This window comes from Thauera butanivorans, assembly GCF_048398245.1.
GTDB lineage: Bacteria > Pseudomonadota > Gammaproteobacteria > Burkholderiales > Rhodocyclaceae > Thauera > Thauera butanivorans.
The window spans coordinates 3,220,964-3,247,622 of record NZ_CP183038.1 but is presented as its reverse complement, the minus strand read 5'-3'; the positions used below and the strand labels follow the sequence as shown (position 1 = coordinate 3,247,622).

20 protein-coding genes are annotated in these 26,659 nt (G+C 65.5%); 9 read left to right on the top strand and 11 right to left on the bottom strand.

The features are described 5' to 3' along the window. Positions 1–7 precede the first annotated feature (7 nt). Positions 8–1,510 (bottom strand): sodium/proline symporter PutP, encoded by a 1,503-nt coding sequence (putP, locus tag ACNQFN_RS15755; RefSeq protein ID WP_418646945.1) that lies wholly within the window; start codon positions 1,508–1,510, stop codon positions 8–10. A gap of 220 nt (positions 1,511–1,730) precedes the next feature. Then, positions 1,731–2,684: an ornithine cyclodeaminase family protein gene (locus ACNQFN_RS15750; protein ID WP_418646944.1), complete on the bottom strand. Its 954-nt coding sequence runs from the start codon at positions 2,682–2,684 to the stop codon at positions 1,731–1,733. Positions 2,685–2,827: 143 nt separating this feature from the next. On the opposite strand from ACNQFN_RS15750, the gene ACNQFN_RS15745 reads away from it, so the two are divergent. Continuing rightward, entirely contained in the window at positions 2,828–3,427 is a 600-nt protein-coding gene (locus tag ACNQFN_RS15745) for a helix-turn-helix domain-containing protein (RefSeq protein WP_418646943.1), read from the top strand. 110 nt (positions 3,428–3,537) lie between these two features. Here the strand turns inward: ACNQFN_RS15745 and ACNQFN_RS15740 are convergent, their stop codons facing one another. From ACNQFN_RS15740 to ACNQFN_RS15730, 3 genes are all read right to left on the bottom strand, one after another. Next, positions 3,538–4,296 (bottom strand): LysE/ArgO family amino acid transporter, encoded by a 759-nt coding sequence (locus tag ACNQFN_RS15740; protein WP_418646942.1) that lies wholly within the window; start codon positions 4,294–4,296, stop codon positions 3,538–3,540. 87 nt (positions 4,297–4,383) lie between these two features. Continuing rightward, positions 4,384–7,257 carry an adenosylcobalamin-dependent ribonucleoside-diphosphate reductase gene (locus ACNQFN_RS15735; protein WP_418646941.1) on the bottom strand — a complete coding sequence of 958 codons (2,874 nt, stop codon included), beginning with the start codon at positions 7,255–7,257 and terminating at the stop codon, positions 4,384–4,386. Between the two features lie 218 nt (positions 7,258–7,475). After that, positions 7,476–9,440: a sigma-54-dependent Fis family transcriptional regulator gene (locus tag ACNQFN_RS15730; RefSeq protein WP_418646940.1), complete on the bottom strand. Its 1,965-nt coding sequence runs from the start codon at positions 9,438–9,440 to the stop codon at positions 7,476–7,478. Positions 9,441–9,727: 287 nt separating this feature from the next. On the opposite strand from ACNQFN_RS15730, the gene ACNQFN_RS15725 reads away from it, so the two are divergent. The 3 genes from ACNQFN_RS15725 to ACNQFN_RS15715 all read left to right on the top strand — a co-directional run bounded on the left by ACNQFN_RS15725 (position 9,728) and on the right by ACNQFN_RS15715 (position 14,364). Next, positions 9,728–10,639, top strand: a complete 912-nt coding sequence (locus ACNQFN_RS15725) for a transporter (RefSeq protein WP_418646939.1) — start codon at positions 9,728–9,730, stop codon at positions 10,637–10,639. A 70-nt stretch (positions 10,640–10,709) separates the two neighbouring features. After that, positions 10,710–12,791: a PQQ-dependent dehydrogenase, methanol/ethanol family gene (locus ACNQFN_RS15720; protein WP_418646938.1), complete on the top strand. Its 2,082-nt coding sequence runs from the start codon at positions 10,710–10,712 to the stop codon at positions 12,789–12,791. 61 nt (positions 12,792–12,852) lie between these two features. After that, entirely contained in the window at positions 12,853–14,364 is a 1,512-nt protein-coding gene (locus ACNQFN_RS15715; protein ID WP_418646937.1) for an aldehyde dehydrogenase family protein, read from the top strand. A gap of 53 nt (positions 14,365–14,417) precedes the next feature. Here the strand turns inward: ACNQFN_RS15715 and ACNQFN_RS15710 are convergent, their stop codons facing one another. Continuing rightward, positions 14,418–15,272, bottom strand: a complete 855-nt coding sequence (locus ACNQFN_RS15710) for an HDOD domain-containing protein (RefSeq protein ID WP_418646936.1) — start codon at positions 15,270–15,272, stop codon at positions 14,418–14,420. A 141-nt stretch (positions 15,273–15,413) separates the two neighbouring features. On the opposite strand from ACNQFN_RS15710, the gene ACNQFN_RS15705 reads away from it, so the two are divergent. Continuing rightward, a complete protein-coding gene (locus tag ACNQFN_RS15705) occupies positions 15,414–16,268 on the top strand; it encodes an endonuclease/exonuclease/phosphatase family protein (RefSeq protein WP_068639625.1) in 855 nt (284 codons plus the stop codon). 30 nt (positions 16,269–16,298) lie between these two features. Here the strand turns inward: ACNQFN_RS15705 and ACNQFN_RS15700 are convergent, their stop codons facing one another. The 3 genes from ACNQFN_RS15700 to ACNQFN_RS15690 all read right to left on the bottom strand — a co-directional run bounded on the left by ACNQFN_RS15700 (position 16,299) and on the right by ACNQFN_RS15690 (position 18,230). Continuing rightward, a complete protein-coding gene (locus ACNQFN_RS15700; protein WP_068639626.1) occupies positions 16,299–17,105 on the bottom strand; it encodes a DUF2189 domain-containing protein in 807 nt (268 codons plus the stop codon). A gap of 68 nt (positions 17,106–17,173) precedes the next feature. Further along, positions 17,174–17,968, bottom strand: coding sequence for an alpha/beta fold hydrolase (locus ACNQFN_RS15695; RefSeq protein WP_418646935.1), 795 nt, complete (start codon positions 17,966–17,968; stop codon positions 17,174–17,176). Between the two features lie 46 nt (positions 17,969–18,014). After that, positions 18,015–18,230, bottom strand: a complete 216-nt coding sequence (locus ACNQFN_RS15690) for a YdcH family protein (RefSeq protein ID WP_068639628.1) — start codon at positions 18,228–18,230, stop codon at positions 18,015–18,017. A 169-nt stretch (positions 18,231–18,399) separates the two neighbouring features. On the opposite strand from ACNQFN_RS15690, the gene greB reads away from it, so the two are divergent. The 4 genes from greB to ACNQFN_RS15670 all read left to right on the top strand — a co-directional run bounded on the left by greB (position 18,400) and on the right by ACNQFN_RS15670 (position 23,267). Then, on the top strand, positions 18,400–18,954 hold the full coding sequence (gene greB / locus ACNQFN_RS15685; protein ID WP_068639629.1) for a transcription elongation factor GreB: 555 nt from the start codon (positions 18,400–18,402) through the stop codon (positions 18,952–18,954). Between the two features lie 272 nt (positions 18,955–19,226). Next, positions 19,227–20,858 carry a methyl-accepting chemotaxis protein gene (locus ACNQFN_RS15680; RefSeq protein ID WP_068639630.1) on the top strand — a complete coding sequence of 544 codons (1,632 nt, stop codon included), beginning with the start codon at positions 19,227–19,229 and terminating at the stop codon, positions 20,856–20,858. Positions 20,859–20,950: 92 nt separating this feature from the next. After that, on the top strand, positions 20,951–22,885 hold the full coding sequence (gene htpG, locus ACNQFN_RS15675; protein ID WP_418646934.1) for a molecular chaperone HtpG: 1,935 nt from the start codon (positions 20,951–20,953) through the stop codon (positions 22,883–22,885). Positions 22,886–23,054: 169 nt separating this feature from the next. Continuing rightward, complete coding sequence (locus ACNQFN_RS15670) at positions 23,055–23,267, top strand: DUF1778 domain-containing protein (protein ID WP_418646933.1); 213 nt, start codon at positions 23,055–23,057, stop codon at positions 23,265–23,267. A 14-nt stretch (positions 23,268–23,281) separates the two neighbouring features. Here ACNQFN_RS15670 and ACNQFN_RS15665 read toward each other — a convergent pair whose 3' ends face one another. Together ACNQFN_RS15665 and ACNQFN_RS15660 are read right to left on the bottom strand one after the other, a co-directional pair. Next, complete coding sequence (locus ACNQFN_RS15665; protein WP_418646932.1) at positions 23,282–26,170, bottom strand: hypothetical protein; 2,889 nt, start codon at positions 26,168–26,170, stop codon at positions 23,282–23,284. Between the two features lie 84 nt (positions 26,171–26,254). Continuing rightward, positions 26,255–26,647, bottom strand: a complete 393-nt coding sequence (locus ACNQFN_RS15660) for a 50S ribosome-binding protein YggL (protein WP_418646931.1) — start codon at positions 26,645–26,647, stop codon at positions 26,255–26,257. Between the last annotated feature and the right edge of the window lie 12 nt (positions 26,648–26,659).

The following is a 26,659-nucleotide window of genomic DNA, read 5'->3' as shown; positions in this document are numbered from 1 at the left end:
TGTGCTGTCAGGCCTGGTGGCCGGCGGTCGCACCCACCGCCTGGCAGGTTCGGGTGAATTCCCGCTCGATCTCCTCGTTGCGCCGGTAGGTGGCGCGGCTGACGAGCGCCGTCACCACCATGCTGGTGATGAAGGCCGGCAGCAGTTCGTAGAGGCCGGTGTCCAGCGACTTCCACACGAACACCATGATCGAGCCGGACACCATGCCGGCGATCGCGCCCACGTTGGTGAGCTTGCGCCAGTACAGGCTCAGCAGCACCAGCGGGCCGAAGGCGGCGCCGAAGCCGGCCCAGGCGAAAGCCACCAGCCCCAGGATGGTGTCGCTGGGATCGACCGCCAGCACCGCGGCGATGATGGCCACTGCCAGCACGCCGCTGCGGCCGAGCACGATCAGCGTCTGCTGGCTGGGGGCGGGTTTCTTGATGGCGCGGTAGATGTCCTCGACCAGCGCCGAAGAGCAGACGATGAGCTGGCTCGACAGCGTGCTCATGATCGCGGCCAGCACCGCGGCCAGCACGAAGCCTGCGACCAGCGGATGCAGCAGCACCTGCGACAGCAGCAGCACCACGGTTTCGGCATCGGCCGGCGCATTGCCGAACTTGCTGAAATAGGCGATGCCGATCAGGCCGCTGCAAACCGCGCCGCAGAGCGAGAGGAATTGCCAGCTGGTGCCGATGATCCGCGCGCTGCGGGCTTCCTGCGGCGTGCGCAGCGCCATGAAGCGCACGACGATGTGCGGCTGGCCGAAATAGCCAAGCCCCCAGGCCAGGCCTGAAGCGATCACCAGCGCGGCGGCACCGGCGGTCATCTGGCCTGCGCCGATGAACGAAAGATTGCCGGCACCGACGGTCGTCACCAGGCTGGCGGTCTCGCCCATGCCGCCGACGGCCATGATGGCCACCGCCGGTACCACGATCAGCGCCACCACCATCATCAGGCCCTGCACCACGTCGGTCAGCGAGGCGCCGAGGAAACCGCCGAACAGCGTGTAGGTGAGCGTCACCGCCGTCACCAGCATCATGCCGGTCACGTAGTCGCCACCGAAGGCGCTCTCGAAGAACTTGCCGCCGGCGACCATCCCCGACGAGGCGTACAGCGTGAAGAATACCAGGATGACGATGCTGGAGATGCTGCGCAGCAGGCGAGAATTGTCGCGCAGGCGGTTCTCGAAGAAGCTCGGCAGGGTGATCGAGTTCCGCGAGATTTCGGTGTAGGCGCGCAAGCGGGGGGCGACCAGGCGCCAGTTCAGGTAGGCGCCGATGAGCAGGCCCACGGCGATCCAGCCTTCGATCAGGCCGGTCGTGTAGATTGCGCCGGGCAGACCCATGATGAGCCAGCCCGACATGTCCGAAGCGCCTGCGCTGAGCGCCGCCACCCAGGGCGGCAGGCCGCGCCCGGCCAGCATGTAGCTCTCGTGATCGCTGGTCTTGAGATAGGCCAGATAGCCGATCAGCAGCATTGCGCCGAAGTACACCGCCAGTGCGATGTATGTATAGAGATTGCCGGACATCGTTGTCGTCCTCCTGGAGTGTCGGGGCTGGAGTGCTTGCGCAGAAAGCGGTGCGGTTCAGACAGAAGAGGAGTGAGGGCAGGAGTCACGCCATGCAGCCTGCGCACCGTGATGCATCATGAACATGGTTCTTGGCCGCATACGCCCGTCGATCCAAGTCTGCGCCTCCGCGCGGGACTCGTAAAGCAGTCGGCATGCAGGGCCTCGGATACGGGCGGAATCATGCGGATGCCGCAATGAGGTGGCTGTCGAAGGCCAGCGAGGCGGCAGCGATGTCTTCCAGCGCCGTGCCGACCGCCTTGTAGACGGTGATCTCGCCGGCGCCGGTCCTGCCCGGATGCCGGCCGCGGCACAGATCCTGCAGCGTGGCGGCGATGCGGTCGGTGGTGAAGCCGCCTTCCTTCACGGCTTCGAGGATGTCGCCGGACTTCATCGGCGCTTCCTCGGTATCGACGAAGACCGTGCCGATGCGGAAGCACTCGCCATCGCTCTCGCGCATTGCCGGGGTGAAGCTGCCGATCAGGTCGAGGTGCGTACCGGGCCGCAGCCACTGGCCCCGGATCAGCGGTTCGGTTGCCAGCGTCGCGCAACTGATGATGTCGGCCCGGCGCGCGGCCTGTTCCAGATCGTCGGCGCGATGGGCGTCGAAGCCTGCTTCGCGCAGGGACTGCACCAGTCTTGTGCTGTTTGCGCGGTGGATGTCCCAGACATGCACCGTCCCGATCGGCCGTACCGCGCGGTAGGCCTGCGCCAGCAGGCTGGCGACGCGGCCGGCGCCGACGACCAGCAGGCTGCTGGACTCGGGCCGGCTGAGCCAGCGCGCGGCCAGCGCCGATGCCGCGGCGGTGCGGCGCGAGGTGATGACGTCGCCGTCCAGCAAGGCCAGCGGCTTGCCGGTGCCGGCGTCGTAAAGGATGAAGACCGAATGCAGGCCGGGCAGGCCCAGTTCCTGGTTGCCGGGGAAAATCGACACCGTCTTGACGCCCAACCGCTTGCCGGGCTGCCAGGCAGGCATCAGCAGCAACGTGCCGGCCTGCTCGCCCGCGGCGTTTTCGATCGCATGGTTGTGACGCAGCGGAACCCTGCAGCCTTCCACGAACATCTGTTCCAGGGCGGGAATGAGCCGATCGAAGGGAAGGTGCTCATTGGTCTGGGCTTGATTCAGGATATCCATGTACCCTTCAGGGGCGCTTTGGCGCATCATCAAAAAGCTTCGTTTTCTAAAATAATTTTCTTATACGAGAATTTATTCGTGTTCTCGAGGGCTTTATATTAGGGATAACCCTAGGTGTGTCAGGGCACCATGCAGGCAGATCAATGAACGAGAAGACAAGGGCTCTCCCTCCCGCCACCGAAGTCAGCGTGCTGGGGAACAAATTGCGTGTTCTGCGGGGGGCGGCGAGGCTGACGCTGCAACAGCTCAGCAAGCGCACCGGGATTTCGGTTTCGACCCTGTCGAAGATCGAGAACGGCCAGCTGTCGCCCACCTACGAGAAGATTGCCGCGCTGGCCTCGGGCCTGGATGTGGAAGTCGGCGAGCTGTTCCGGGGCCCGGAACGGCCCGCCGTGCATGCGCGGCGCAGCGTCACCTATCGTGACCAGGGGGTGTTTCACCGAACCCGGCAGTACATTTACGAGGTACTGCACAGCGATCTCGTGGACAAGCGCTTCATCCCGCTGCTCACCACCATCAAGGCCCACGAAACCTCCGATTTTTCGGAGCTTCTGCGCCATGACGGCGAGGAGTTCATCTACGTGCTGAGCGGCACGGTCGTGGTGCATACCGACTGCTACGCGCCGCTGCAGTTGTCGGCAGGGGATTCCTGCTACTTCGACAGCACCATGGGCCATGTCTGCGTGTCCGGCGGCCCGGACGACGCCAAGGTGCTGTGGGTGTGCTCGCATATCGAGCTCTGACCCTGCAGTGACGAGGTGTGAATGAGCTGGTCCTGGAAAAGACCGCCGGGGGCCGTGGCAATGCCGTGGATGGCGTGGCCCTCGGGCATCTCGGCCTTTCCTCCGTCGGATCAGGACGAGATTTGCTCCACGCCGGACAGCAGCAACACGCACAGCGCCAGCATGATGATGGCAATACCGCCGTCGAGCACGCGCCAGGCCTGCGGATTGCGGAAGATGGATTGCAGCAGGCGGGCACCGAAACCCAGGGTCGCAAACCACGTCACGCTGGCGGCGCAGGCACCCAGGCCGAAGGCCCACTGCGCAATGCCCGGATAGCCCGTGGATACGCTGCCGACCAGCACCATCGTGTCGAGATACACGTGCGGATTGAGGAAGGTGAACGCCAGCGCGGCCAGCAGCACACGACGCCTGCTGTTGCCATCTTCCGCGCTCGGCACGAGGGCGCTGGTGCCGAGCCACGCCCGCCGCGCTGCCATCAGGCCATACCAGCCGATGAAGGCCGCGGCACCGAAGCGCAGCGTTTGCAGGAGTTCCGGCCATGTGTGCACCAGAGCGCCAATGCCGGCGACGCCGCACAGGATCAGGGCGATGTCGCTGAGCGCACAAACGGCGACGACCAGGCCAACGTGCCTGCGCTGCAGCCCTTGACGCAGAACGAAGGCGTTCTGTGCGCCGATGACGATCAGGAGGCCCGCGCCGGTCAGGAATCCGGCAGCGGATGCGGCAAGAAGCATTCGATGATCCATGGCCGGGGATGGCAAGGGGCAGGCCTCGGATCGCCGCGCCTCCTCGGACCGGAGGGGGCCGTGCTGCCCGAGGAGCGCCTGTTCGACACTGACGGCATGAGTGGAAAGGCCCGACTCCATCTCCGGAGTCGGGCCTTTGAGCCTTCGTACTGCCCGGTCGCAGCCTATGCGTGAATCAGCACAGCCTGTACCGGGCGAGGCCTTGGCTCAACCGCAAGTCCCGACCGCGCCGCAGGCGGTGCAGAAATCGCAGCCATCCTTGCGAATCACCGTGTGGTTGCCGCACTCGGTGCACAGCGCGCCCTGCATCAGCTTCGGTTCGCTGTCGTCGCGCGGCGACTCGAGGATGCCCATCTCGCGCGTCGGGTAACCGCGCTCGTCGAGCACGCCGAGCATGGCGTAGCGGTGGATGATGAGCTGGGCGAGGTAGGCCACCGTGCTGGGGTAGTTGGTCTGGCGCTTGGTGCCGGGGATGAAGGCCATGAAGTCGCCCAGTGGCTCGGGGTAGTCGAGCAGCTTGCGCAGCTTCATGCCGATCCAGGCCGGGTCCATGACGCGCATGTCGAGCGACAGGATGCGGGTCAGGCCGTCCAGCGCACGCGGGTAGTTGCCCGACAGCCACACCGAGTAGGGGCGGGTGACGCCGTCCGGCAGGGTGATTTCCTTCAGGCCGAGCACGAAGTCTTCGCCGGTGGCCGGGTTGTAGAGGTCCACCGTCCACGACAGCGTGCCGTCGGTGCCGGTCTTGGGCTCTTCGAGGCTGAACAGGGTGTCGAGCACCGGGTTGGCTTCGTCTTCCTTGTCGAAGACGTGCAGCGCTTCGCAGCGGTAGCGCACGACCTGGGCGAAGGCCGACACCGTGCCGGGGAAGAGCTTCTTCTCGCCGTGCGGCGGGAAGGGCATCTCGAAGGATTTTTCGCCGACGGTGCGGGCCAGGGTTTCGAGCTTGAGCTTGAGCCAGCCGCGGTCGTTGGCGCGCATGTCCATCGACAGGGTCTTGGCCACCGCGCCCAGGCCGCGCGGCTGGTCGGCGCCGTTGACCCACACTTCGAACGGGAAACTGCCGCCGTTGTTGCCGACCTGGCCGACGAACAGCGCGAAGTCGCCGGTCGGGGTGTTCAGCATGTAGGTCCAGGCCATGTTGCCGTCCGGCATGTCGGGGCGGCCGGGCCAGCGCAGGCTGGACAGCACCGGCGCCGGCAGGCTCTTGATCGACAGCCGGCGGTTGGCGTCGGACAGTTCGACGTCGTGCGGCTGCTTCTGCTCGCTGGTCGGCGTCACCGACAGCACCGAACCCAGCACGCTGTTGGGGCGGTAGGTGGCGAGCCCCTTCAGGCCGGCTTTCCAGGCGGTGAGGTAGAGATCCTCGAACTCGGTGTAGGGGTAGTCCTCGGGCACGTTCACCGTCTTGGAGATGGACGTGTCGATGTAGGGGGCGACCACCGCGACCATGTCCTTGTGCGCCTGCGCGGAGATTTCCAGCGCGGTGACGAAGGACGGCGGCAGGGCCTCGACGTTGCCGCCGAGGTGGCGGTACAGGCGCCAGGCGTAGTCCTCGACCGCGTACTCCTTGAAGGTGCCGTCGGCCATGCGCTTGCGCCGGGTGTAGGTGTAGGAGAAGGGCGGTTCGATGCCGTTGGAGGCGTTGTCGGCGAAAGCCAGGCTGATCGTGCCGGTGGGGGCGATCGACAGCAGGTGCGAGTTGCGGATGCCGTGCTTGCGGATCTTGTCCTTGACCTCGGCCGGCAGGCGCGAGGCGAAGTTGCCGCCCGACAGGTAGAGGTCGGCGTTGAACAGCGGGAAGGCGCCGCGCTCGCGGGCCAGCTCGGCCGAGGCCAGGTAGGCGCGGTTGCGCATGAATTCCGAGATCTTGCGTGCTTCCTCGCGCGCCTCGGGGGTGTCGTAGCGCTTGCCGAGCATGATCAGGGCGTCGCCCAGGCCGGTGAAGCCGAGGCCGACGCGGCGCTTGGAGGCGGCTTCGGCGCGCTGCTGCTCCAGCGGCCAGTGGGTGCTGTCGAGCACGTTGTCGAGCATGCGGATGGAGACGTCGACCACCTTGCCGAAGCCGGCGTAGTCGAACTCGGCCTTGTCGCCGAACGGGTTCCTGACGAAGGGCGTCAGGTTGATCGAGCCCAGGCAGCAGCAGCCGTAGGGCGGCAGCGGCTGTTCGGCGCAGGGGTTGGTGGCCTCGATGGTCTCGCAGTAGTACAGGTTGTTGTCCTGGTTCATGCGGTCCAGGAACAGGATGCCCGGCTCGGCGTGGTCATAGGTGGACCGCATGATCTGGTCCCACAGCGCGCGGGCGCGCACCTTGCGATAGACCCACAGGCCGTCGTCGCGCTGGTAGGCGCCGGCTTCCTTGAGGTCGGCGGTGGGTTCGGCCTTGTGCGCCAGCTCGACGTCGTCGTCGGCTTCGACCGCCTGCATGAAGGGATCGGTGACGCCGACCGAGATGTTGAAGTTGGTGAGGTCGCCGTGGTCCTTGGCGTGGATGAATTCCTCGATGTCCGGATGGTCGCAGCGCAGCACGCCCATCTGCGCGCCGCGGCGCGCGCCGGCCGATTCGACGGTTTCGCACGAGCGGTCGAACACCCGCATGTAGGACACCGGGCCGGAGGCGTTGGAGGCCGTGCCCTTGACCAGCGCGCCCTTCGGCCGGATCGACGAGAAGTCGTAGCCGACGCCGCCGCCGCGGCGCATGGTTTCGGCGGCCTGGGCCAGCGCGGTGTAGATGCCGGGGCGGCCGTCGACCGCTTCGGTGACCGAGTCGCCCACCGGCTGGACGAAGCAGTTGATCAGCGTGGCGGCCAGCGTGGTGCCGGCGGCGCTGTTGATGCGGCCGGCGGGGACGAAGCCTTTCTCCTGCGCTTCGAGGAACTTGGCTTCCCAATGGGCGCGCTTGTCCTCGGTTTCGACCGCGGCCAGTGCGCGGGCGACGCGCTGGCGCACTTCGGCAATGGATCGTTCGTCGCCCTTGGCGTACTTCTCGACGAGCACTTCGCCGGAGATTTCCTGCATCGGCAGATTGGCGGCACTGGGCTTGGCGGCGCTGTGGATGGCTGCGCTGGTGGTCTCGCTCATGGTGTTTTTCTTCATCCGTGGGTGGGTCTGACGGTGGATCTGGATTCGGACTGAAGAATAGCGCGGAAACGGGGTAAGATCAAAAAAATTTTATTCAATTAAATCAATAATTTAAAGTTTTTGTTTGTGTTGAATTGAAAAATGAAACACTACATATAGTAGTGATTTTTGGACTGGTTTTGCCCTGAATGCCGCGTGAACAGTGGCTTTCGGGAGAGTCAGGCGTCCGTTGGGCCGGTGAACAGGCCGTAGCTGCGCAGTTTGCGATACAGCGTTGCGCGGGCGATCCCCAAGGCTCGTGCGGTGGCCGATACGTTGCCGTTGTGGTGCAGGAAGGCCGCGAGCACGGCGTCGGCTTCGGTCTGCTGCAGCGTTGAACTGCCGTCGGCGTGACGGGCCGGTTCGTGCAGGGCTGCGGCCTGCGGGATGGCGCAGGTGCCGGTCAGCTCGGACGGAAGGTGGACGAGGTCGATGCAGCCGGCTTCGGCCAGCGCGGCGCCGAGACGGAGCACCTGCTGCAGCTCGCGGATGTTGCCCGGCCAGTCGTGGCGGCGCAGGCAGTCGCGCGCGGCGGGGCTCAGCGTCAGCGTCGCGGGTGCGGCTTCGCGCGCCAGGAGGTGGTCGATGAGCGCGTCCAGGTCGCTGCGCTCCCGCAGCGCGGGCAGGGTGACGCGCAGGCCGTTGACGCGGTAGTACAGGTCTTCGCGGAATTCGCCGCTGGCGACGCGTCGGGCGAGGTCGCGGTGGGTGGCGCAGATCACCGAGCAGTCCAGCGCGATGCTGCGGGTGCTGCCCAGCCGGGTCAGCGTGCGTTCCTGCAGCACGCGCAGCAGGCGGGCCTGGAGTTCGAGCGGCATGTCGCCGATTTCGTCGAGGAACAGGGTGCCGCCGTTGGCCTGCTCGAAGCGCCCGGCCATGCCGCCGCGCCGCGCGCCGGTGAAGGCGCCGTCGTCGTAGCCGAACAGTTCGGATTCGATCAGGCCGGATGGAATCGCCGAGCAGTTGATGGCGACGAAGGGGCCGGAGGCACGCGGGCCGCCGTCGTGCAGGTGGTGCGCCAGTACTTCCTTGCCGGTACCGGTTTCGCCGCCGATCAGTACCGGGATGCCGCGGGCGAAGGCGCGTTCGGCCTGGTGGATGCGCAGGCTCAGCTTCGGGTCGGCCAGCATCGATGGCGTGGAGGCGCGGGCCGCAGGCGCTGCGCCGGCTGCCATGCCCGCCGCTGCCGGGCGCGGCGATGGGGTGGTGAAGGTGCGCGGGGGTGCATCGCCGGCCAGGCACACGTGGAGGCGTACGCCGTTGTGGCAGTGCAGCGGGGATGGCGTGCGGCCATGCTTGCGCAGCATGTCGAGCAGCGGGCCCAGGCCGCACTGGAACACCGTCTGTGCGCACTGCTCGATTCCCGGCAGCAAGTCCAGTTCCAGCAACTGGCGCGCCAGGGGATTGGCGCCGAGCAGGCGGCCGTCGCGGGAGATGGCGAGCAGGCCGCACATCGGCGTGCCGACCAGTTCCGCGCTGTAGTGCAGGCGCAGGTGAAGCGCATCCGGCAAGGCATCGACCATGCGGTTCTCGATCGCGCGCGCGGTGAGGGCGAGCGGCTCGAGAATGCCGATGGAAGGGGCGTGGTGGTGGCGCGAGGCGTTCAGGACGCCGGCCAGATCGCCGGAGGGGTTGAAGATCGGCACCGCGGCGCAGGCGCACATGTGTATTTCTTCGAGAAAGTGCTCGCTGCCGCGCACGATCACGGGCCGCCGTTCTTCCAGCGCGCAGCCGGGGGCGCTGGTGCCGGCCACGTTTTCGCTCAGGTTGCGGCCGGGGTGCAGCACGGTGGCGATGTCGCGCAACTCCTGATCCTGTCCGCCCAGGGTCTTGATCACGGTGCCGCGGGCTTCCAGGCAGGCAAGCATCCAGCGGGCGTTGCCCAGCGCGGTGAACAGGCGCTGCATTTCGGGTTCGACATGGGTGAGCAGCACGCGGTGGGTTTCGTCCAGGCGGCGCAGTTGTGCCGCCGAAACCGGGTTGAACAGTATCTGGTCGCTCTCCCTGAGGCCGTGCCCGAGCGAGCGGGACCAGGAGCGCTGCACTTCGTCCGCGACCAGGCTGGGGGGAATGTCGCGGCCTTCGCGCAGCAGACGGCGCGCGTGCAGCACCTTGGTATCGAAGTCCGTATGGACAGGTCCCATGTCTCCTCCTGTGCCAGGGCTGGCATGTATCGGTCCAGTGGCCGGAGGCAGTCTGATTCGAAACGATACAGTGACCGGAGACAGCCTGGCTTGAAACGATACAGCGTGTGCCCTCTTTATTGTCGGGGTTTGCTCAGAAATTGGTTCAACTGGTTGTTTTGAATGTTTTTTGTTTTTCTGGCATGGCTTCTGCATTGCTTGATCCGCCAGCCCGGAGCAGTGGGCGGGGCCGGTTCCGCAATGCTGAGAGGCGGCCGCCGAATATTACTACTATCGGAGACAAGGGAATGAAGCGACTCAAGGAGGCGGCGCAAGCGCGTCGAAACCGCAGGTGTGGTCTTGGCAGCGTGGCGGCGTTGTGCGCGATGCTGGCGGCACCGCAGGCACACGCAGTCGATGTGGATGCGGGCGACTACACGGCGCTGCCGGCCGGCACCAATCTGCTGATGGGGTACTACCAGTACGCGACCCGTGATGCGGCCTATGTGCGGGGACACAAGCAGGCCGGCGATCCGCGGCTGGATTCGCACATCGGCATCCTGCGCGGGGTGCATTTCACCGAGATCGGCGGCTTCATCGTCGATCCGCAGTTCCTGCTGCCGTTCGGCCAGCTCAAGGGCAAGGACGACCTGTCGGCGGCCGGCAGCGCCAGCGGCGTCGGTGACCTGATCTTGGCGGCAACGGTGTGGCTGGTGAACCGGCCGGAAACCGGCACCTATTTCGGCATCACGCCCTTCCTGTACGTTCCGACCGGCAAGTACGACAACGACGATGCGCTGAACATCGGCGAGAACCGGTGGAAGTTCGCGCTGCAGGCCGGCTTCATCACCAAGCTGACCGACAAGGTGACGCTCGACCTGGCGGGCGACGTCATGGTGTACGGCAAGAACGACAAGTACGGCCCGGCCCGGGAGACGATGAAGCAGAAGGCGTCGATGCAGTTCCAGGGTTATCTGCGCTACCACCTGTCGGACGCCTGGGACCTGCGCCTCGGCGTGTCGCACACGATCGGCGGCGAGACCGAGGTCGCCGGCGTGGATCAGGGCGACCGCCAGCGCTTGACCAAGGTCAGCGTCGGCACCGGTTGGTTCATCGCGCCGGACCTGCAACTGCTGGCCAGCTACGGCCGCGACGTGTCGGTACGCAGCGGCCTGCGCGAGGACGACCGCCTGAACCTGCGCGTGCTGAAGGTTTTCTGAGCCGCCGCAGGCCAACGAGAAGGGGGCGCCCGAGCGTGGCGCCGCCCCACGAGAAAAAGAAGGAGACGATATGTTGACGATGGTATCCGTGCGCCCGCGGGACGGCGCCCTTCCCGCGCGCAAGCGCATTCAGCAGGCAGTGTTCGGCCTGGGCTGCCTGGTGTTGGGTTCCGCCGCTTTCGCGGCCGGCGGCGAGTGGCGCAGCCACGGCTATGACGATGCCGGCACCCGCTTCAGCCCGCTGGCCCAGATCACGCCGGACAACGCCAAGGAGCTTGGTCTGGCGTGGTCCTACGACCTGCACTCCAGCCGTGGCGTGGAAGCCACGCCCTTGGTCGTGGACGGGGTGATGTACGTGACCGCGGCCTGGAGCATCGTGCACGCCATCGACGTGCGCACCGGCAAGAAGCGGTGGGAATACGATCCGAAGGTGCCGCCGGAAACCGGCCGCAAGGCGTGTTGCGACGCGGTCAACCGCGGCGTGGCCTACCACGAGGGCATGGTCTACGTGGCCTCGCTCGACGGCCGCCTGATCGCCCTCGACGCCGCGACCGGCGAGAAGCGCTGGGAGCAGGACACGCTGGAGGCGGCCGCCAAGGATGCGGCCACGATCACCGGCGCGCCGCGCGTGTTCAAGGGCAAGGTCATCATCGGCAACGGCGGCTCGGAGCTGGGCCTGCGCGGCTACATCACCGCCTATGACGCGAAGACGGGCAAGCAGGCCTGGCGCTTCTACACCGTGCCCGGCGACCCGTCCAAGCCGTACGAGAACGCGGCGATGGAAATGGCCGCCAAGACCTGGGACCCGTCCGGCAAGTACTGGGAGGCGGGCGGCGGCGGCACGGTTTGGAACTCGATGGTGTACGACCCGGAGCTGGACCTGATGTACATCGGCGTGGGCAACGGCGCGCCCTGGGCGCATCTGGCCCGCAGCCCCGGCGGCGGCGACAATCTGTTCCTCAGCTCCATCGTCGCGCTGCGCCCGGAGACCGGCGAGTACGTCTGGCATTACCAGGAGACGCCGGGCGAGAACTGGGACTACACCGCCACGCAGGACATCATCCTGACCGACCTGGAACTGGACGGGAAGAAGCGCAAGGTGTTGCTGCACGCGCCCAAGAACGGCTTCTTCTTCGTCGTGGATCGCACCAACGGCGAGTTCATTTCGGCGAAGAACTTCGTGGACGTGAATTGGGCCACCGGCTACGACAAGGCCGGCCGGCCGATCGAGAACCCCGAGGCGCGCCGCACCGACAAGCCGGTCGAGGTGATCCCCAGCGTGTTCGGCGCGCACAACTGGCATTCGATGTCCTACAGCCCGCAGACGGGGCTGGCCTACTTCCCCGCCCAGTACGTGCCGGTGACCTTGCAGGACGACAAGAACTGGAGCGGCCCGCGCGACAACAAGCCCGGCCAGCCGATGAGCGGGGTGGGCTGGAACACCGCCAAGCTGGTCAACGCCGAAGCGCCCAAGGCGCCCGCCTACGGCCGCCTGCTGGCCTGGGATCCGGTCGCGCAGAAGGAGGTCTGGCGCCAGGAGTACGTTTCGCCGTGGAACGGCGGCACCCTGGCCACCGCCGGCAACGTGGTGTTCCAGGGCACGGCCGATGCCCGCTTCATCGCCTACGATGCGCGCGACGGCAAGAAGCTGTGGGACACCGCCACCGGCAGCGGCGTGGTGGCGGCGCCGATCACCTACGAGGTGGATGGCGAGCAGTACGTCTCCGTCGCCGTCGGCTGGGGCGGCGTGTATGGTCAATACACGCGCGGCTCGGACTTCAAATCGCCCGGCACGGTGTACACCTTCAAGCTCGGCGGCACCGCGCCGATGCCCGAGCAGGTGGCCTACCAGCTCGGCAATCTCGTCCAGGGCGTGCCCTACGACCCGGCCGACGTGGCCGAGGGCACCTTGCTGTACGTGAGCAACTGCGTGTTCTGCCACGGCGTGCCCGGCGTGGACAAGGGCGGCAATCTGCCGAACCTGGGCTACCGTCCGGCGACGGTGATCGACAATCTGGAGCGCTACGTCTTCAACGGGCCGCTCGTCTCGCGCGGCATGCCGGACTTCACCGGCAAGCTCACGTCCGAGGAAGTGCGCAAGATCAGGGCCTTCATCCTCGGTACCGCCGACGCCGTACGGCCCAAGCAGTGACTGTGCAGGCGGCGGCAGGCGTCTGCCGCCGCCTGCATGAATTCGTGACAGGAGATAAGACATGCAGGATTACGCAAGCACCCTGAGCGCGCCGGTGAGCGAGGCCACCCGGCGGTTTCTGTCCAAGCCGCAACGGATGCTGATCGGCGGCGCTTGGCTGGAGGCGAGCGAGGGCGGCACGCTGGACGTGTTCGACCCGGCCACGGGCCAGGCCTTCGCCAAGGTGCCTGCCGGCGGCAAGGCCGACATCGACCGCGCGGTGGCCGCCGCGCGCCAGGCCTTCGACGGCGGCGACTGGGCGGCCATGCGCCCGGTCGACCGCGAGCGCCTGCTGATGAAGCTGGCCGACCTGGTCGAAGCCAACGCCCAGGAACTGGCCGAGCTCGAAGCGCTGGACAACGGCAAGCCGGTGGCGGTGGCGCGCTTCGCCGACGTCGCGCTGGTGGTCGACTCGCTGCGCTACATGGCCGGCTGGGCGACCAAGATCGGCGGCGAGACCATGCAGCCCTCGGTGCCGATCATCCGCGAGCGCGAGTTCTGGGGCTTCACCCGGCGTGAACCGGTGGGCGTGGTCGGCGCCATCATCCCGTGGAACTTCCCGCTGCTGATGGCGGCGTGGAAGATGGGGCCGGCGCTGGCCAGCGGCTGCACGATGGTGCTGAAGCCGGCGGAGGAAACCCCGCTGAGCGCGCTGCGCCTGGCCGAACTGGTGCAGGAAGCGGGCTACCCGGCCGGGGTGTTCAACGTCGTCACCGGCCTGGGCCATGTCGCCGGCGCGGCACTGTCCTCGCACCCGCACATCGACAAGCTCGCCTTCACCGGCTCGACCGAGATCGGCAAGCTGGTGGGCAAGGCCGCGCTCGACAACATGACGCGCATCTCGCTCGAGCTGGGCGGCAAGAGCCCGATGATCGTGCTCGACGACGCCGACGTCGACGCGGTGGCGGCCGGCGCTGCGCACGGTATCTTCTTCAACTCCGGCCAGGTCTGCACCGCCGGTTCGCGCCTGTTCGTGCACAAGAAGAAGTTCGACCAGGTGGTCGAGGGCCTGTCGAACATCGCCGCCGGCATGAAGGTCGGCGCCGGGCTCGATCCGGACACCCAGCTCGGCCCGCTGGTCTCGGCGGTGCAGCAGGAGCGGGTGATGGGCTACATCCGCAGCGGCTTCGATGAAGGGGCGCGTGCCGCGGTGGGCGGCGAGGCGGGTGCGGGCGGCGGCTACTTCGTCAAGCCGACGGTGCTGGTCGATGCGCGCGACGACATGCGGGTGGTGCGCGAGGAGATCTTCGGCCCGGTGGTGGTGGCGATGCCGTACGACGACCTGGACGAAGTCGCCCGCCGCGCCAACGACACGCCCTACGGGCTGGCGGCGAGCATCTGGTCGAACGACCTGACGCGGGTGCATCGGCTGATTCCGCGGATCAAGGCCGGCACGGTGTGGGTGAACTGCCACACGGTGCTGGACAACTCGATGCCGTTCGGCGGCTTCAAGCAGTCGGGCATCGGCCGCGAGATGGGGCGCGCGGTATTCGACCAGTACACCGAGATCAAGTCGGTGCTGATGGCGCTGTGATGTAGCTGGAAGCCGCCCGCGCTGCCCGGTCGGGGCGCGGGCGGGGCCGCTTGTCAGTGTGGCCGGGGCGGGAAGAACAGCGCCAGCCAGGCGGCGAGATCGAGCTCGGCTTCCTCGCGGATCGGGGCGATTGCGTCGGGGGCGATGTCGAGCAGTTTCCATACCGCGGGATCGACGCGCCCTGCCGTCTGCGCGCTCGATTCGCCCAGCGTGTCGGCTTCGACGATGGCGCGCGCCAGGTTCAGCGTGGCGGCGTCGCCCGCGTGTTCGCCGCCCAGCTTCGGCAGGGTCTGGGTGCCGATGGCGCCGGCAAAGGCGCCCGGAACCCGCCATTGGTCCATCAGCGCCGCGCCCACTTCGGCGAAGTCGCAGCCGACGATGCGGCGCTCGGCCAGATGCAGGGCCTCGCCCGTCTGCACCGCGCTCTGCCGGGCGGTGTCGGCGAGCAGCGGGGTGGTCTGGAACATGACCAGATGGCCGATGTCGGCCAGCAGGCCGGTGACGAGCATCCTTTCCAGGCCGGGGCGCCCGCTGCGTCGCGTGATCGTGCGCGATGCCAGGGCGCACAGCACGCTGTCGCGCCAGAAGCGCTTCATGTCCAGCCGGGCCGGGCGGATGCCGGCGAAGACCGCATGCAGCGACATCGCCAGCACCAGGTCGTGTACCTGTTGCAGGCCGAGGATCTGAACGGCCTGCGCCACGTTGTCGACCTTGCCGCGGTAGCCGTACATCGCGCTGTTGACCAGTCGCAACAGGCGCGCGGTGAGCGCCGGGTCGGCCGACACCAGGCGCGAGACTTCGAACACCGACCCGGTGGGCGACTCCAATTGTTCGCGGACACGCTCATAGACGGTCGGCAGCGAGGTGAGGGCTTCGATCTGGCTGGCGAGTTCCTGTGCTGAATGCATGGGGGGGCTCCGTGATGCGAGCGGCCATTATCGGCGATTGCCGGCGATGAGGCGCCAAAGAACGGCTTGCACGGGGGAAGTATGCGGGCAAAATCGCCCTTTGCGCCCAGGAGGCGCGGACGATGTCGATGAGGTAGCGATATGAGAGCGTTGAGCTGGAACATACAGTGGGGCCGCGGCGCCGATGGCGTGGTCGATCTGGAGCGGACCGTGGCGGCGATCCGCGATGCGGGCCCGCTCGACGTGATCTGCCTGCAGGAGGTCGCACGCAACTTCGATGGCCTGCCGGGCGGCGCGGGCGAGGATGAGGTGGCCTTCCTTGCGGCCGCGTTCGAAGGGTATGCGCCGGTGTTCGGCGCGGCGGTGGATGTTCCGGGCCGCAGGGGCGGACGGGCGCTGTTCGGCAATCTGCTGCTGTCGCGGCTGCCGGTGGGGCAGGTGTTCCGCCACATGCTGCCGGCGCCGGCGGATGACAGCGTGCCGTCGATGCAGCGGGCCTGCGTGGAAGCGGTGGTGGGTACCGAGCGCGGGCCGCTGCGTTTCATGACGACGCATCTGGAGTACTACTCGCAGCGGCAGCGCCGGGCGCAGATCGCCGCACTGCGTGCGCTGCAGGCCGAGGCCGCCGGGCATGCGGCCGCACCGGCGCCGGCCAAGAATGGCGGCAGCGCCTGCTTTGCCGCCTGGCCGCGTCCGGCTTCGGCGATCCTGTGCGGCGACTTCAACTGCGAGCCGGGGTCGGAGGAACATGCCTCGCTGCAAGCGGCGATCGCCAAGGGCGTGCCCGCATGGTGCGACGCCTGGCCGCTCTGCCGGCCCGGCCTGCCGCACCCGCCGAGCGTGGGCCTGCACGGCGCGGACTGGCCCGATCATGCCTTCTGCTGCGACTTCTTCTTCGTCAGTGCCGATCTGGCTGCGCGCGTGCGCGCGGTCGAGGTCCTGGCGGGAACCGCGGCCTCGGACCACCAGCCGGTGGTGCTGGAGCTGGCGGACTGAGTTCCGCGCGGCCGTGCCGGCAGGGCATGCTCAGTCGGGCGTCTGCCGAGGGTCGATCAGATCGCGGTAGGCATGCCAGGTGGCATGGCCGAGGATGGGCATCATGACGATCAGGCCGACGTGGAAGAGCAGGAAACCGAACAGCGTCAGCAGCACGATCAGGAAAGCCCATACCAGCATCGTGCCGGGATTGCGCAGCAGCGCCGAGAAGCTGGCCAGCATCGAACTGATGGCGTCCTGGTTGCGGTCCAGCATCAGCGGAACGGCGACGACGCTGGCGGCAAAGGCAAGGAAGGCGAAGAGCATGCCGACGCCGAAGTACGCTGCGAGGAATTCGAGGTTCTCCAGGCGGAGCAGCTGGCTGACGAAGCTCGACAGGTCGGGCATTTCGTTGGTGTAGAACAGTGCGAAAACGACCATCGAGGCCCGGGCCCACAGCAGGAAGAGGACGCCCAGCACCACTGCGAACAAGCCGATGTTGCCCGCGTTGCGTCGCCAGACGGTGAGCGTCGGCCGCAGTTCGCAGGCTTCGCCGCGTTCCCGGCGGCGGCTGATCTCGTACAGGCCCATGGCGAGGAAGGGGCCGAGGATCAGGAAGCCCGACGTCAGCGCCGCGACGTATTCGTAGGCATGGCGAAGGGTGATGGTGAGCAGCAGGCCCATGCCGGCGAAGCAGAAACCGTAGAACAGGCTCGGAATCGCGCACGCCTTCAGGTCGTCGATACCTCGGGCGATCCAGCGCAGCGGCGCGCCGAGCGAAACCTCGCGTACGGCCGGAAAGGGAAGGGCGGGGTCGTCCTGCGTACCTGCGGGCAGGGGGTCGTTCTGTCGTGCCATGTGTCTCTCCTGTCGGGGGCGTCAGCGATGAGACGGGGGCGCGATATATATGTGTTGTCGTGCGTGGGCTACGCTCCCCGTAAAGCATCGACCAGGCCGTCGGGTGCTTCGTTCATCATGGAATGGCCGGCACCGGCAAGCACAATCATACGCGTGCTGCAGCCCATCTTTTCAAGCGAATCGGATAAGGGTTTTACCGCATCGGCAGGCGTCATGCGGTCGAATTCGCCGCTGACCAGCAAAGTGGGGCAGCTCACCCGGGCGGCGGCGGCCAGCCCGTCCTGCCAGGCGTTGCAGGCGTTCAGGTCGCTGGCGAGCACGCGTGCGCCTTGCTGGTGCATGCGCTGCAGGTTGGCCGCTTCGAGTCCGGCGCGGCGGCTTTCGCCAAGGACTTCGGCCGGCGCGAACGAGAACTTGTTGATCAGCGCGAAGGCGTTTTCGGGCTCGTTCTGCGCGGCGTCGAGCAGGAAGGGGGAAACCGGCATCGGCACGCTGCAGCCGACCAGCGCGAGCCGGTCGACGCGTGCCGGCGCCTGGCCGGCGGCGGCGAGTGCGACCAGCGAGCCCATGCTGTGGCCGCACAGCCGGATGCGCTCGTGTCCGAGCGCATCGGCGAGGGCGAGCACCCAGCGGGCCATGGCGTCGATGTCGGGCAGCGGGCTGCCGCCGGAGCCGCCATGCCCGGGCAGATCGGGGATGAGCACGTGTTCGCCGTTCGCAGCGAGTCCGGCGGCGACTTCGTTCCATACCGCGTGGTCGTGGCCTGCGCCGTGGATGAGCAGCCAGGGCGGCGCATCCGAATCTGCGGCGGGCGTGTTTTCGTGGAGCGCGACGGGCTGGCCCTGGAGTTCGAGTTCTTTCATCGGCGATGTGTGTGGCAGGAGGGGGTAGTCGGGATGTGGCGACGCTTCAGGCGCGCTCGTCCGGTTCCAGCAGGCGTTCGATGGCACTCATGCGATCCTTGAGGATCAGCTTGCGCTTCTTCAGCCGGCGCAGCATCAGTTCGTCGCCCAGCGGCAACTGCGCCAGGCGATTGATCGCATCGTCCAGATCCTGGTGCTCGATGCGCAGTTCGTCAAGCCGGCGGTGCAGGCTGGTGACATCTTCGAAAGTTTCGTCGCTCATGGTCGATCCGCGGGAAGGGCATGGGTGGAGGATGGGAAAGGCCGGGCAGAGGCTGTGCCGATGGTATGCGCAGGGCTGTGTGCTGACAACCGTGCGCCCCGCCGGACTGCCTCTGCCGGCACAATTCATTATCATTCCCGGCTTGCCGGCTTCATGGGAGAAGGACGAGGTGAACAAGGCGTTCGTGAAGGAAAGCGACGGCGAGGACGACGAGGAGCAACTCGCGCCCGCGCTGCGCCTGCCGGCGGGCAGCAAGAACTACATGACGCGGCGCGGCTACGACGCGCTGCGGGCCGAACTCGACCAGCTCGTGCGCATCGAGCGGCCCAAGCTGGTCGAGACCGTCGCCTGGGCGGCGGGCAACGGCGATCGCTCGGAGAACGGCGACTACATCTACGGCAAGAAGCGGCTGCGCGAAATCGATCGCCGCATCCGTTTCCTGATCAAGCGCATCGAAAACGCCGAGGTGGTCGATCCGGAGCGGCAGCAGGACCTCGAACAGGTGTTCTTCGGTGCGACGGTGACGTTCTGCGATCTCGATACCGACGAGGAACAGACCTGGCAGATCGTCGGCGTGGATGAAGCCGACGCGGCGCGGGGCCGCATCAGTTGGATCGCGCCGCTGGCGCGCGCGGTGCTGAAGGCCCGGGTGGGAGACGTGGTGCGTTTCCAGAGCCCGGCCGGCATGCGCGAGATCGAAGTGGTGGAGATTCGCTATGTCTGAATGAGCGTTCGCCGCGGCGATGCGGCTTTTTTCCCGAGTCCGGCTCAAGGATTCCAGCGCAGTGCCGAAAATGCGGTCGTTGGCCTGCTGCGCTGCGCCCTGTTTCCATGTCCGATGCGTATTGCGCAGCCTGTCACCCATGCCTCGATGACGGTTTTCAGTGGAAGTTTGATTTTTCCGCTTACGGAGGCGGGCGAAAGCCCGCAATCTGATCGAGGTCATGGTGGTGCCGCGGTGTACCGTCGGTGCCGGATATTCGGAGGGAAAGGAATATGTCGTTCAAGTCGATACCGGTAGCACGCCGGCTGATGTTGGTGCTGGCGATTGCGCTTGTGGGTCTGGTCGTGTTGGTGCTGGATGCCTTGTACGAGGAGCGCGCCGCGCTGGAGGCGGGCTACCAGCGCTCGGTCAAGGGGGCGGTCGAGCTGGCGCACGGTATCGTGGTCCACTTCCATGGGCTGGAGCAGTCGCAGGCCATGAGCCGCGACCAGGCGCAGCGTGCGGCGAAGGCGGCACTCAAGGAACTGCGCTACGAGGGCAACGAGTATTTCTGGGTCAACGACAGCGCGACGGTGGTCGTCATCCACCCGATTCGTCCCGAGATGGAAGGGAAGAGCATGAGTGAGCAGCGCGATGCCGCCGGCAAATACATGTTCCGCGAGTTTGTGCGCGTGGCGACCGAGTCCGGCGAAGGCGCCGTCGACTATCTATGGCCGCGCCCGGGTTCGGATGTGCCCCAGCCCAAGGTCTCCTACGTGAAGATGTTCAAGCCCTGGGACTGGATCGTGGGGACGGGCGTTTACGTCGATGACATCGACGACGCGTTCAATGCCGCGATGCTGCGCATCGGCAGCATCGCGGCGGCCGTGCTGGCGCTGCTGGTCGTCGTCTCGTGGCGCGTCGTCCACAGCGTGACGGACCAGCTCGGCGGCGAGCCGGCGTATGCGAGCGAGATCATGCGCAAGGCCTCCGGCGGCGACCTGTGCGTGGATGTCGCGGTGAAGGGCGGAGGCGACAGCCTGCTAGGTTCCCTGTCCTCGATGCTGGGCAGGCTGCGCCACATGATGGGCGAGATCACCCAGAGTGCGCGGCAGGTGGCGGACCGTTCGCACGAGATTTCGGAAGTGTCGCGCGCAGTGTCGAAGGCGTCCGAAAGCCAGACCGATGCGACGGCGTCGATTGCCGCGGCGATCGAGGAGATGACTGTCAGCATCGGGCAAATCACCGAGAACGCAATGGGCGCCGAGCGCAATTCGGCCCATTCCGCCGAACTGGCGAACCAGGGGGCGGCGAAGGCGGAGCGTGCCGCAGGCGAGATGGAGGTGATTGCCGGGACCGTGGAGGAAGCCACGGGAAGAATCCAGCAACTGGTCAAGCGTGCCGACGAAGTGGGGGCCATCGCCGGCGTGATCAAGGAGATCGCGGCGCAGACCAACCTGCTGGCGCTGAACGCGGCGATCGAGGCCGCGCGCGCCGGCGAGCAGGGCCGCGGCTTTGCGGTGGTGGCCGACGAGGTGCGCAAGCTGGCCGAGCGCACCAGCACCGCGACGGTGCAGATCGAGCAGGACATCGCCGGCATCCAGACCGAGACGCATGGCACGGTGGACGCGATGTCGCGTGTCTCGGCGCAGGTGGGGAGCGGCATGGCGCTGGTACTCGATGTGACGGGCTCCTTGCGCGAGATCGCCGCCGGGGCGGTCGAAGCCCTGGAGCAGATCCGCAGCGTGGCCGGGGCCACGGCCGAGCAGCGCGCGGCGGCGACGGCGATCGCGCAGGAGGTCGAACAGATCGCGCAGATGGTCGAGGGTACCAACGTGTCGATGCGTTCGGCAGTGGCGGCCGTCGAGCAACTGGAGAAGCTGTCTGCCGGCCTGAGCGAACTGGTGGGGCGATTCAAGGTGTGATCCGCCGCGCGAATCCCGGGCAGACTTGAAATCCGGTCTGCCCATCCCCATTTGAGGCTGCGTCCGAACAACCCAGACGGAGCCTCAGCAAGATGTCCGAAGCGCAAACTGCCACCTCCCAGACCCTCAACTTTCAGGCCGAGGTGAAGCAACTGCTTCACCTGATGATCCATTCGCTGTATTCCAACCGCGAGATCTTCCTGCGCGAGCTGGTCTCGAACGCATCGGACGCCTGCGACAAGCTGCGTTTCGAGGCGCTCGACAATGGCGCGCTGTATGAGAACGACTCCGAACTGAAGATCCGCATCGGTTTCGACGCCGAAGCCAAGACCATCACCATCGCCGACAACGGCATCGGCATGAGCCGCGACGAAGCCATCGCCCACCTCGGCACCATCGCCAAGTCGGGCACGCGCGAATTCTTCGGCAAGCTCACCGGCGACCAGCAAAAGGACGCCAACCTGATCGGCCAGTTCGGCGTCGGCTTCTATTCCGCCTTCCTCGTCGCCGACCGCGTCACCGTGCTGACCCGCCGCGCCGGCCTGCCCGCCGGCGAAGGCGTCAAGTGGGAATGCTCGATGGCCGGCGACGAAGCCGGCGCCTACACCGTCGAGCAGATCGACAAGCCCGGCCGCGGCACCGAGATCACCCTGCACCTGCGCGAAGGCCAGGACGACCTGCTGTCGTCGTGGAAGCTCAAGAGCCTGATCCGCAAGTACTCCGACCACATCGTGCAACCGATCGTGATGAAGAAGGAGGAATGGAACGAAGAGCAGAGCAAGCAGGTGCCGACCGACGAGGACGAGACGGTCAACCAGGCCAGCGCACTGTGGAGCCGGTCGAAGAACGACATCACCGACGACGAGTACAAAGCCTTCTACAAGCACGTCGCGCACGATTTCGACGAGCCGCTGGCGTGGACCCATTCGCGCGTCGAAGGCCGCCACGAATACACCAACCTGCTCTACGTGCCGAAGAACGCGCCCTTCGACCTGTGGGACCGCAACGCCCGCCACGGCATCAAGCTGTACGTGAAGCGCGTCTTCATCATGGACGACGCCGAGAAGCTGATGCCGACCTACCTGCGCTTCATCCGCGGCGTGGTCGATTCGGCCGACCTGCCGCTCAACGTGTCGCGCGAGATCCTGCAGGAATCCAAGGACATCGACACCATCCGCGCCGGCTGCACCAAGAAGGTGCTGACCATGCTCGAAAGCCTCGCCAACAGCGAGGACGAAGCGGACAAGGAGAAGTACGCCATCTTCTGGAAGGCCTTCGGCAAGGTGCTGAAGGAAGGCGTGGGCGAGGACTTCGCCAACAAGGAGAAGATCGCCGGCCTGCTGCGCTTCGCCTCGACCCAGCTCGATAGCGCCGACGAAGTGGCGTCGCTGGCCGACTACATCGGCCGCATGAAGGAAGGCCAGGACAAGATCTACTACGTCACCGCGGAGACCTTCAACGCCGCCAAGAACAGCCCGCACCTGGAAGTCTTCCGCAAGAAGGGCATCGAAGTGCTGCTGCTGTCCGACCGCGTCGATGAATGGGTGACGGGCAACCTGAGCGAGTTCGACGGCAAGCCACTGGTGTCGGTGGCCAAGGGCGGCCTGGACCTGGGCGCGCTGGAAGACGAGGCCGAGAAGAAGGAAGCCGAGAAGGCCGCCGACGAGTTCAAGGACCTGCTCGACCGGATGAAGGCGAGCCTGGGCGAGCGCGTCAAGGACGTCAAGGTGACGCTGCGCCTGACCGATTCGCCCGCCTGCCTGGTGGCCGACGAGCACGACCTGGGCATGAACCTGGCCCGCATCCTGAAGGCGGCCGGCCAGGAGGCACCGGTGTCGAAGCCGATCCTGGAAATCAACCCCAGCCATCCGGCGGTGCTGCGGCTGCAGTACGAAGACAAGAACTTCGACGACTGGGCCGCGGTGCTGTTCGACCAGGCGCTGCTGGCCGAAGGCGGCACGCTCGACGACCCGGCGACCTTTGTCAAGCGCATCAACCAGTTGATGATGGCGATGAGCGGCAACTGATCTCGGCTACGAGTCAAGGCTGAATGCAGAAGCGGCGGGGTTTGGGCCTCGCCGCTTTTTTTCGGACACGTATGGACGCGTCTAAGCTTGATTCGTAGGTGGTGGTGACAAAAGGATGTTATGCGCTTATGTTGGAGGTCATCAACCACCACCCCCGAAGAAGGCTGCCATGCACGCTCAGACAGAAAACCAGTTTGTCGTTCAGGCGGCTCTGGAAAAGGCCGAGAAGGTCATTGAAAGCGAATCAACGATTGCTCTGACGCGTCGGGAATCGTTGAGGTTGCTGGAGATGATCGAGAACCCGCCGCCGCGCAATGAGAAGTTTCTGCAAGCACAAGCCCGTTATCAGAGCTTGAAGAACGATGCTGGTTCTACCTATTGACGGCAGGCATGATGCTATTGCGCCTGCGGCAAGTAGATCGGGTCGGGCACCTTCGAGCCGAAAAGCGTCTTCTTTCTTTTGTTGGCCCATCTGTCGAAACGCTGTTTAAGACGCCGTTCCACTGACCACCACCAAGTGTTAAACACCTCGGTCCCTACAGGCTCATCCTGATGCTCTGCTGGGAAGCGGGCGTCTACCACCTTGAGAAAGAGGACGGACGCTGTCCAGAAGTCCTCTGCAGTGCTGGAGGTCAACATCTTGTTGAACCAGTGTTTGCTCCATCTATACCGTTCCATTGCATACTGACTGGACCGTGCCGCTGTGACGAGAAGACCCTCGTCTCCCGCGAAGTTTGCAGCGACTTCGCTTGCGAGACGCTCATCGTTAGAGAAGCCCGCCACCGTGATTGCACGCGCGAGGTCAACGGGAAGTAGGGAACTCAGCCTATCATCGACATAAGCCTTCAGGATTGCTGCCTTGCCGGTGTAAATTGCAGTCGCGGCCTCAAGAGCGAGTTCTTGGTCATTGCTGCAGGCATCCAACCGCGCAAACCGCAGTCGGTTGACACTCACGCCGTCGGCCGACCACCAAAGCGCTACGGCTTCCAGCGGTAGGCCGGCCAGCGTGTATTGCACTCGCACAAAGGACGTGTCTTCCTGAAGTAAGGTCAGTAGTTCGATCCCCTTCGATGACATCTCGCTGTGCGTCAGAGCGCACGCTATGTAGATGCCGAAATTGCGCAGCGCCCGCCGACGAAGTGCGGTAGCTCCACTCAGGAGATCGATACGCGGAAGGATTTCATGTGCAGCGACCATACCAATCCTGGCGGCCTCAATGAGCGCGACGGATCCCCTGATGTGCTCATAAGTAGGTGGCGAAACCGCCCAGGACGTCCATCCTGATGCGACGACGGCCTCAAGGGCCTCGGGGTCGCCCGTGATTCCGGCCAGGTGGAGGGCAGCGGATCGCACAAGCGTGTGAGGGCTGGCAAGCAGTGCTGGCAGTATGCTTGCGAAGCCAGGAAAAGGTTCATTGTCCATACGGCCGGCCAGGACAAGAGGTACCGCCACACGCAGGTCAGACGGGTCGTGCAGGCGCACGACATCCATCAACTGCGACGGCGAACCATCCTTGACGAGCCGCAGCAGCTCCAGCCAGATCCGGTTCGGATCAGAGATTGCCTCTACGCCGGCAAACTGCTCTTGCGGCGACAGATGTGGTAATGCAGCTAGCAAAAGCGCTTGCTGCACGTGGCCGACAGATTCGTTATCAACGCCAGCATGATCACGGCTCAGGGAGATGCTCAGTGCCAGCAGACGAGTGGCCAACGCGCTATCGATTAGGGCTGCATCATTCAGAGCAGCCCAAGTCGCTTGGCGCAACGGAAGGCCCCGCCGGTTCGGGAGAGCAGTGAGAAACTCGCGATGCTTTCGTACAGCGACCTCCGGCGAGAAGCGGACCAAGCCGGGCAGTGCTGACTCTACGAAGTGATCGTGCTCGTTCATGCCCATAAAGAGCTTGAGCTGGCCGACGTCCAGTTGCGTGTACTTGCATGCCGTATCGTCGATATTGTCAGGGCGATCGCTGTCCGGGTCGCATGGGTCCGTCGCACAATACGACTCCACGCGCCGCCAGGAAGTAAACCGATCGCGGTCTTTGGTCAATTCGAGGACAAGCTTGTGGGCCTTTGCAGAGTCGACGAGGGTCCCTGTGGCGCGCAGCAGTGTCACCGCTGCCCATCGTCCGGCTACGGACGTGCCAGGTGACGCGAGTCGTGTCGCGTGAGCCAACAACTGGTCACGAGTGGCGAGCCAATCGCGGCGGTTGAAAAGGATCAGACTGGACAGCTCATCGTGCGGCGAAAAGGGCGTGGGTGTCAGTGCCATCGAGAAGCTTGCACAGGCAAGACTGCTTGCGAAGCTCTCTAGAGGCATGCCGGAGCAAAATTGCAGGGCGAGCTGGATCAATCGATGCGGGCTTGCTTGTTGGCGTATCAATCGGGACAGATACTCACGCTCGACCTCGTTCAGGCTGTTGATTCGCCGGTCACGTTCCGCTTCGGCATCACGCCGTTCGTCGTCAAGCGAGCTTTGGGCGTGCTGGACCTTGTAGTCGACACGGACGTCGGGCCACCAATAGCGCAACCATTTGTCTAGGAAGGGCTGCATTTCCATCCAAACTTCCGGGTGGCGCTTGATGGCGTGTAACGAGTTCTCCAGCCAGTCGGCATTGGGTGCCGGTGTTGGTGCTATCCACAGCACTTCGCATGCTTTGCAGAAAACGCGTGCTCTGCGGAGCGCGAGCCCTTTCACCGAGGCGGTCAGCGCATCATCGGGGTTCTGCAATTGCGCGAAACCGACCAAGAGAGCCACGCTGATTTGCTCTGGCATTTTCTGATCCAAGCATGCAATGGTAAGCGCCGCGATGGTGGCATCAGCAGTCTGGTGCAACGCTGCAATTGGCTCCAGGACGGTCTGCAACGCTTCTTGGGCATCTCTGCCATTGCGTATTGCCGTACGCAGTTCTTCTATGACAGCAAGGCCAAGGGCGTACGTGAGGCCTTGCTCGCGCAATGTGTACCGATGTGGCTCGCCTTTTACCCACTGGAAGAAGCGCCCTTCCGCCGCTGGTTCGAGCTTGTCAAAGACGGTGAGGTCATCGGTAACTTCCGAGCGAACGCGCGCGAGGATGTCTCTCGCGTGAGCCTGAAGCATGTCGGCGAATTCCACAGCCGAGTGGCCGTCGGACCGTTCGCGGTCTAGCATCCGAAGGTGTTCGAAAAGCAGCCACGTTACGCTGAGGGCTTCCAGGCTTTCCAACGTGTCGGCGTCTAGCAGTGTGAGCGCGATTCCGAGCAGGCGTTCATGCGATGACTTGTTTGGCTTCAGTCTTTCGGGTGACATGCCATGCGTCGATCCCGTCGACACATCGGCTGAACATGTCGATTTTCCGTAGAAAAATAAACATGTCCTGTCGTTTGGCAACGCTCAAGTGGCGTCTTCAGCATCGAAATCGTCGAAATCCCCGTACCAGGCATCCCGCAACTCGGTGGCTTTGACCTGTGCTGCTCCCGGCCATGTCTGCATCCAGGCCAGCACGGTCTGACGTTGCGCTTCTGTGACGGAGCCTTTGCCGGCGACGACAATCCCACTGGTCGACAAGGTCGGTGCGCTGCCGCCCAGCCCGCCGACATAGAGGTCGTTGGCCTCGAACATGCCGATGGCTGAGTCCAGGAAGGCATGCAGTTGGTTTTCCGTCAATGCCGGTTCAAAGCACACCCAGAAGGAAAAGCCGAGTTCCTGAAACTCGCCTGCATGGTGTTTCTTGCGCTGGCGACGGTTCCAACGCGACAGTTTTCTTTGGGATGGTGAAGTGGACATCCTTCCTCCGGA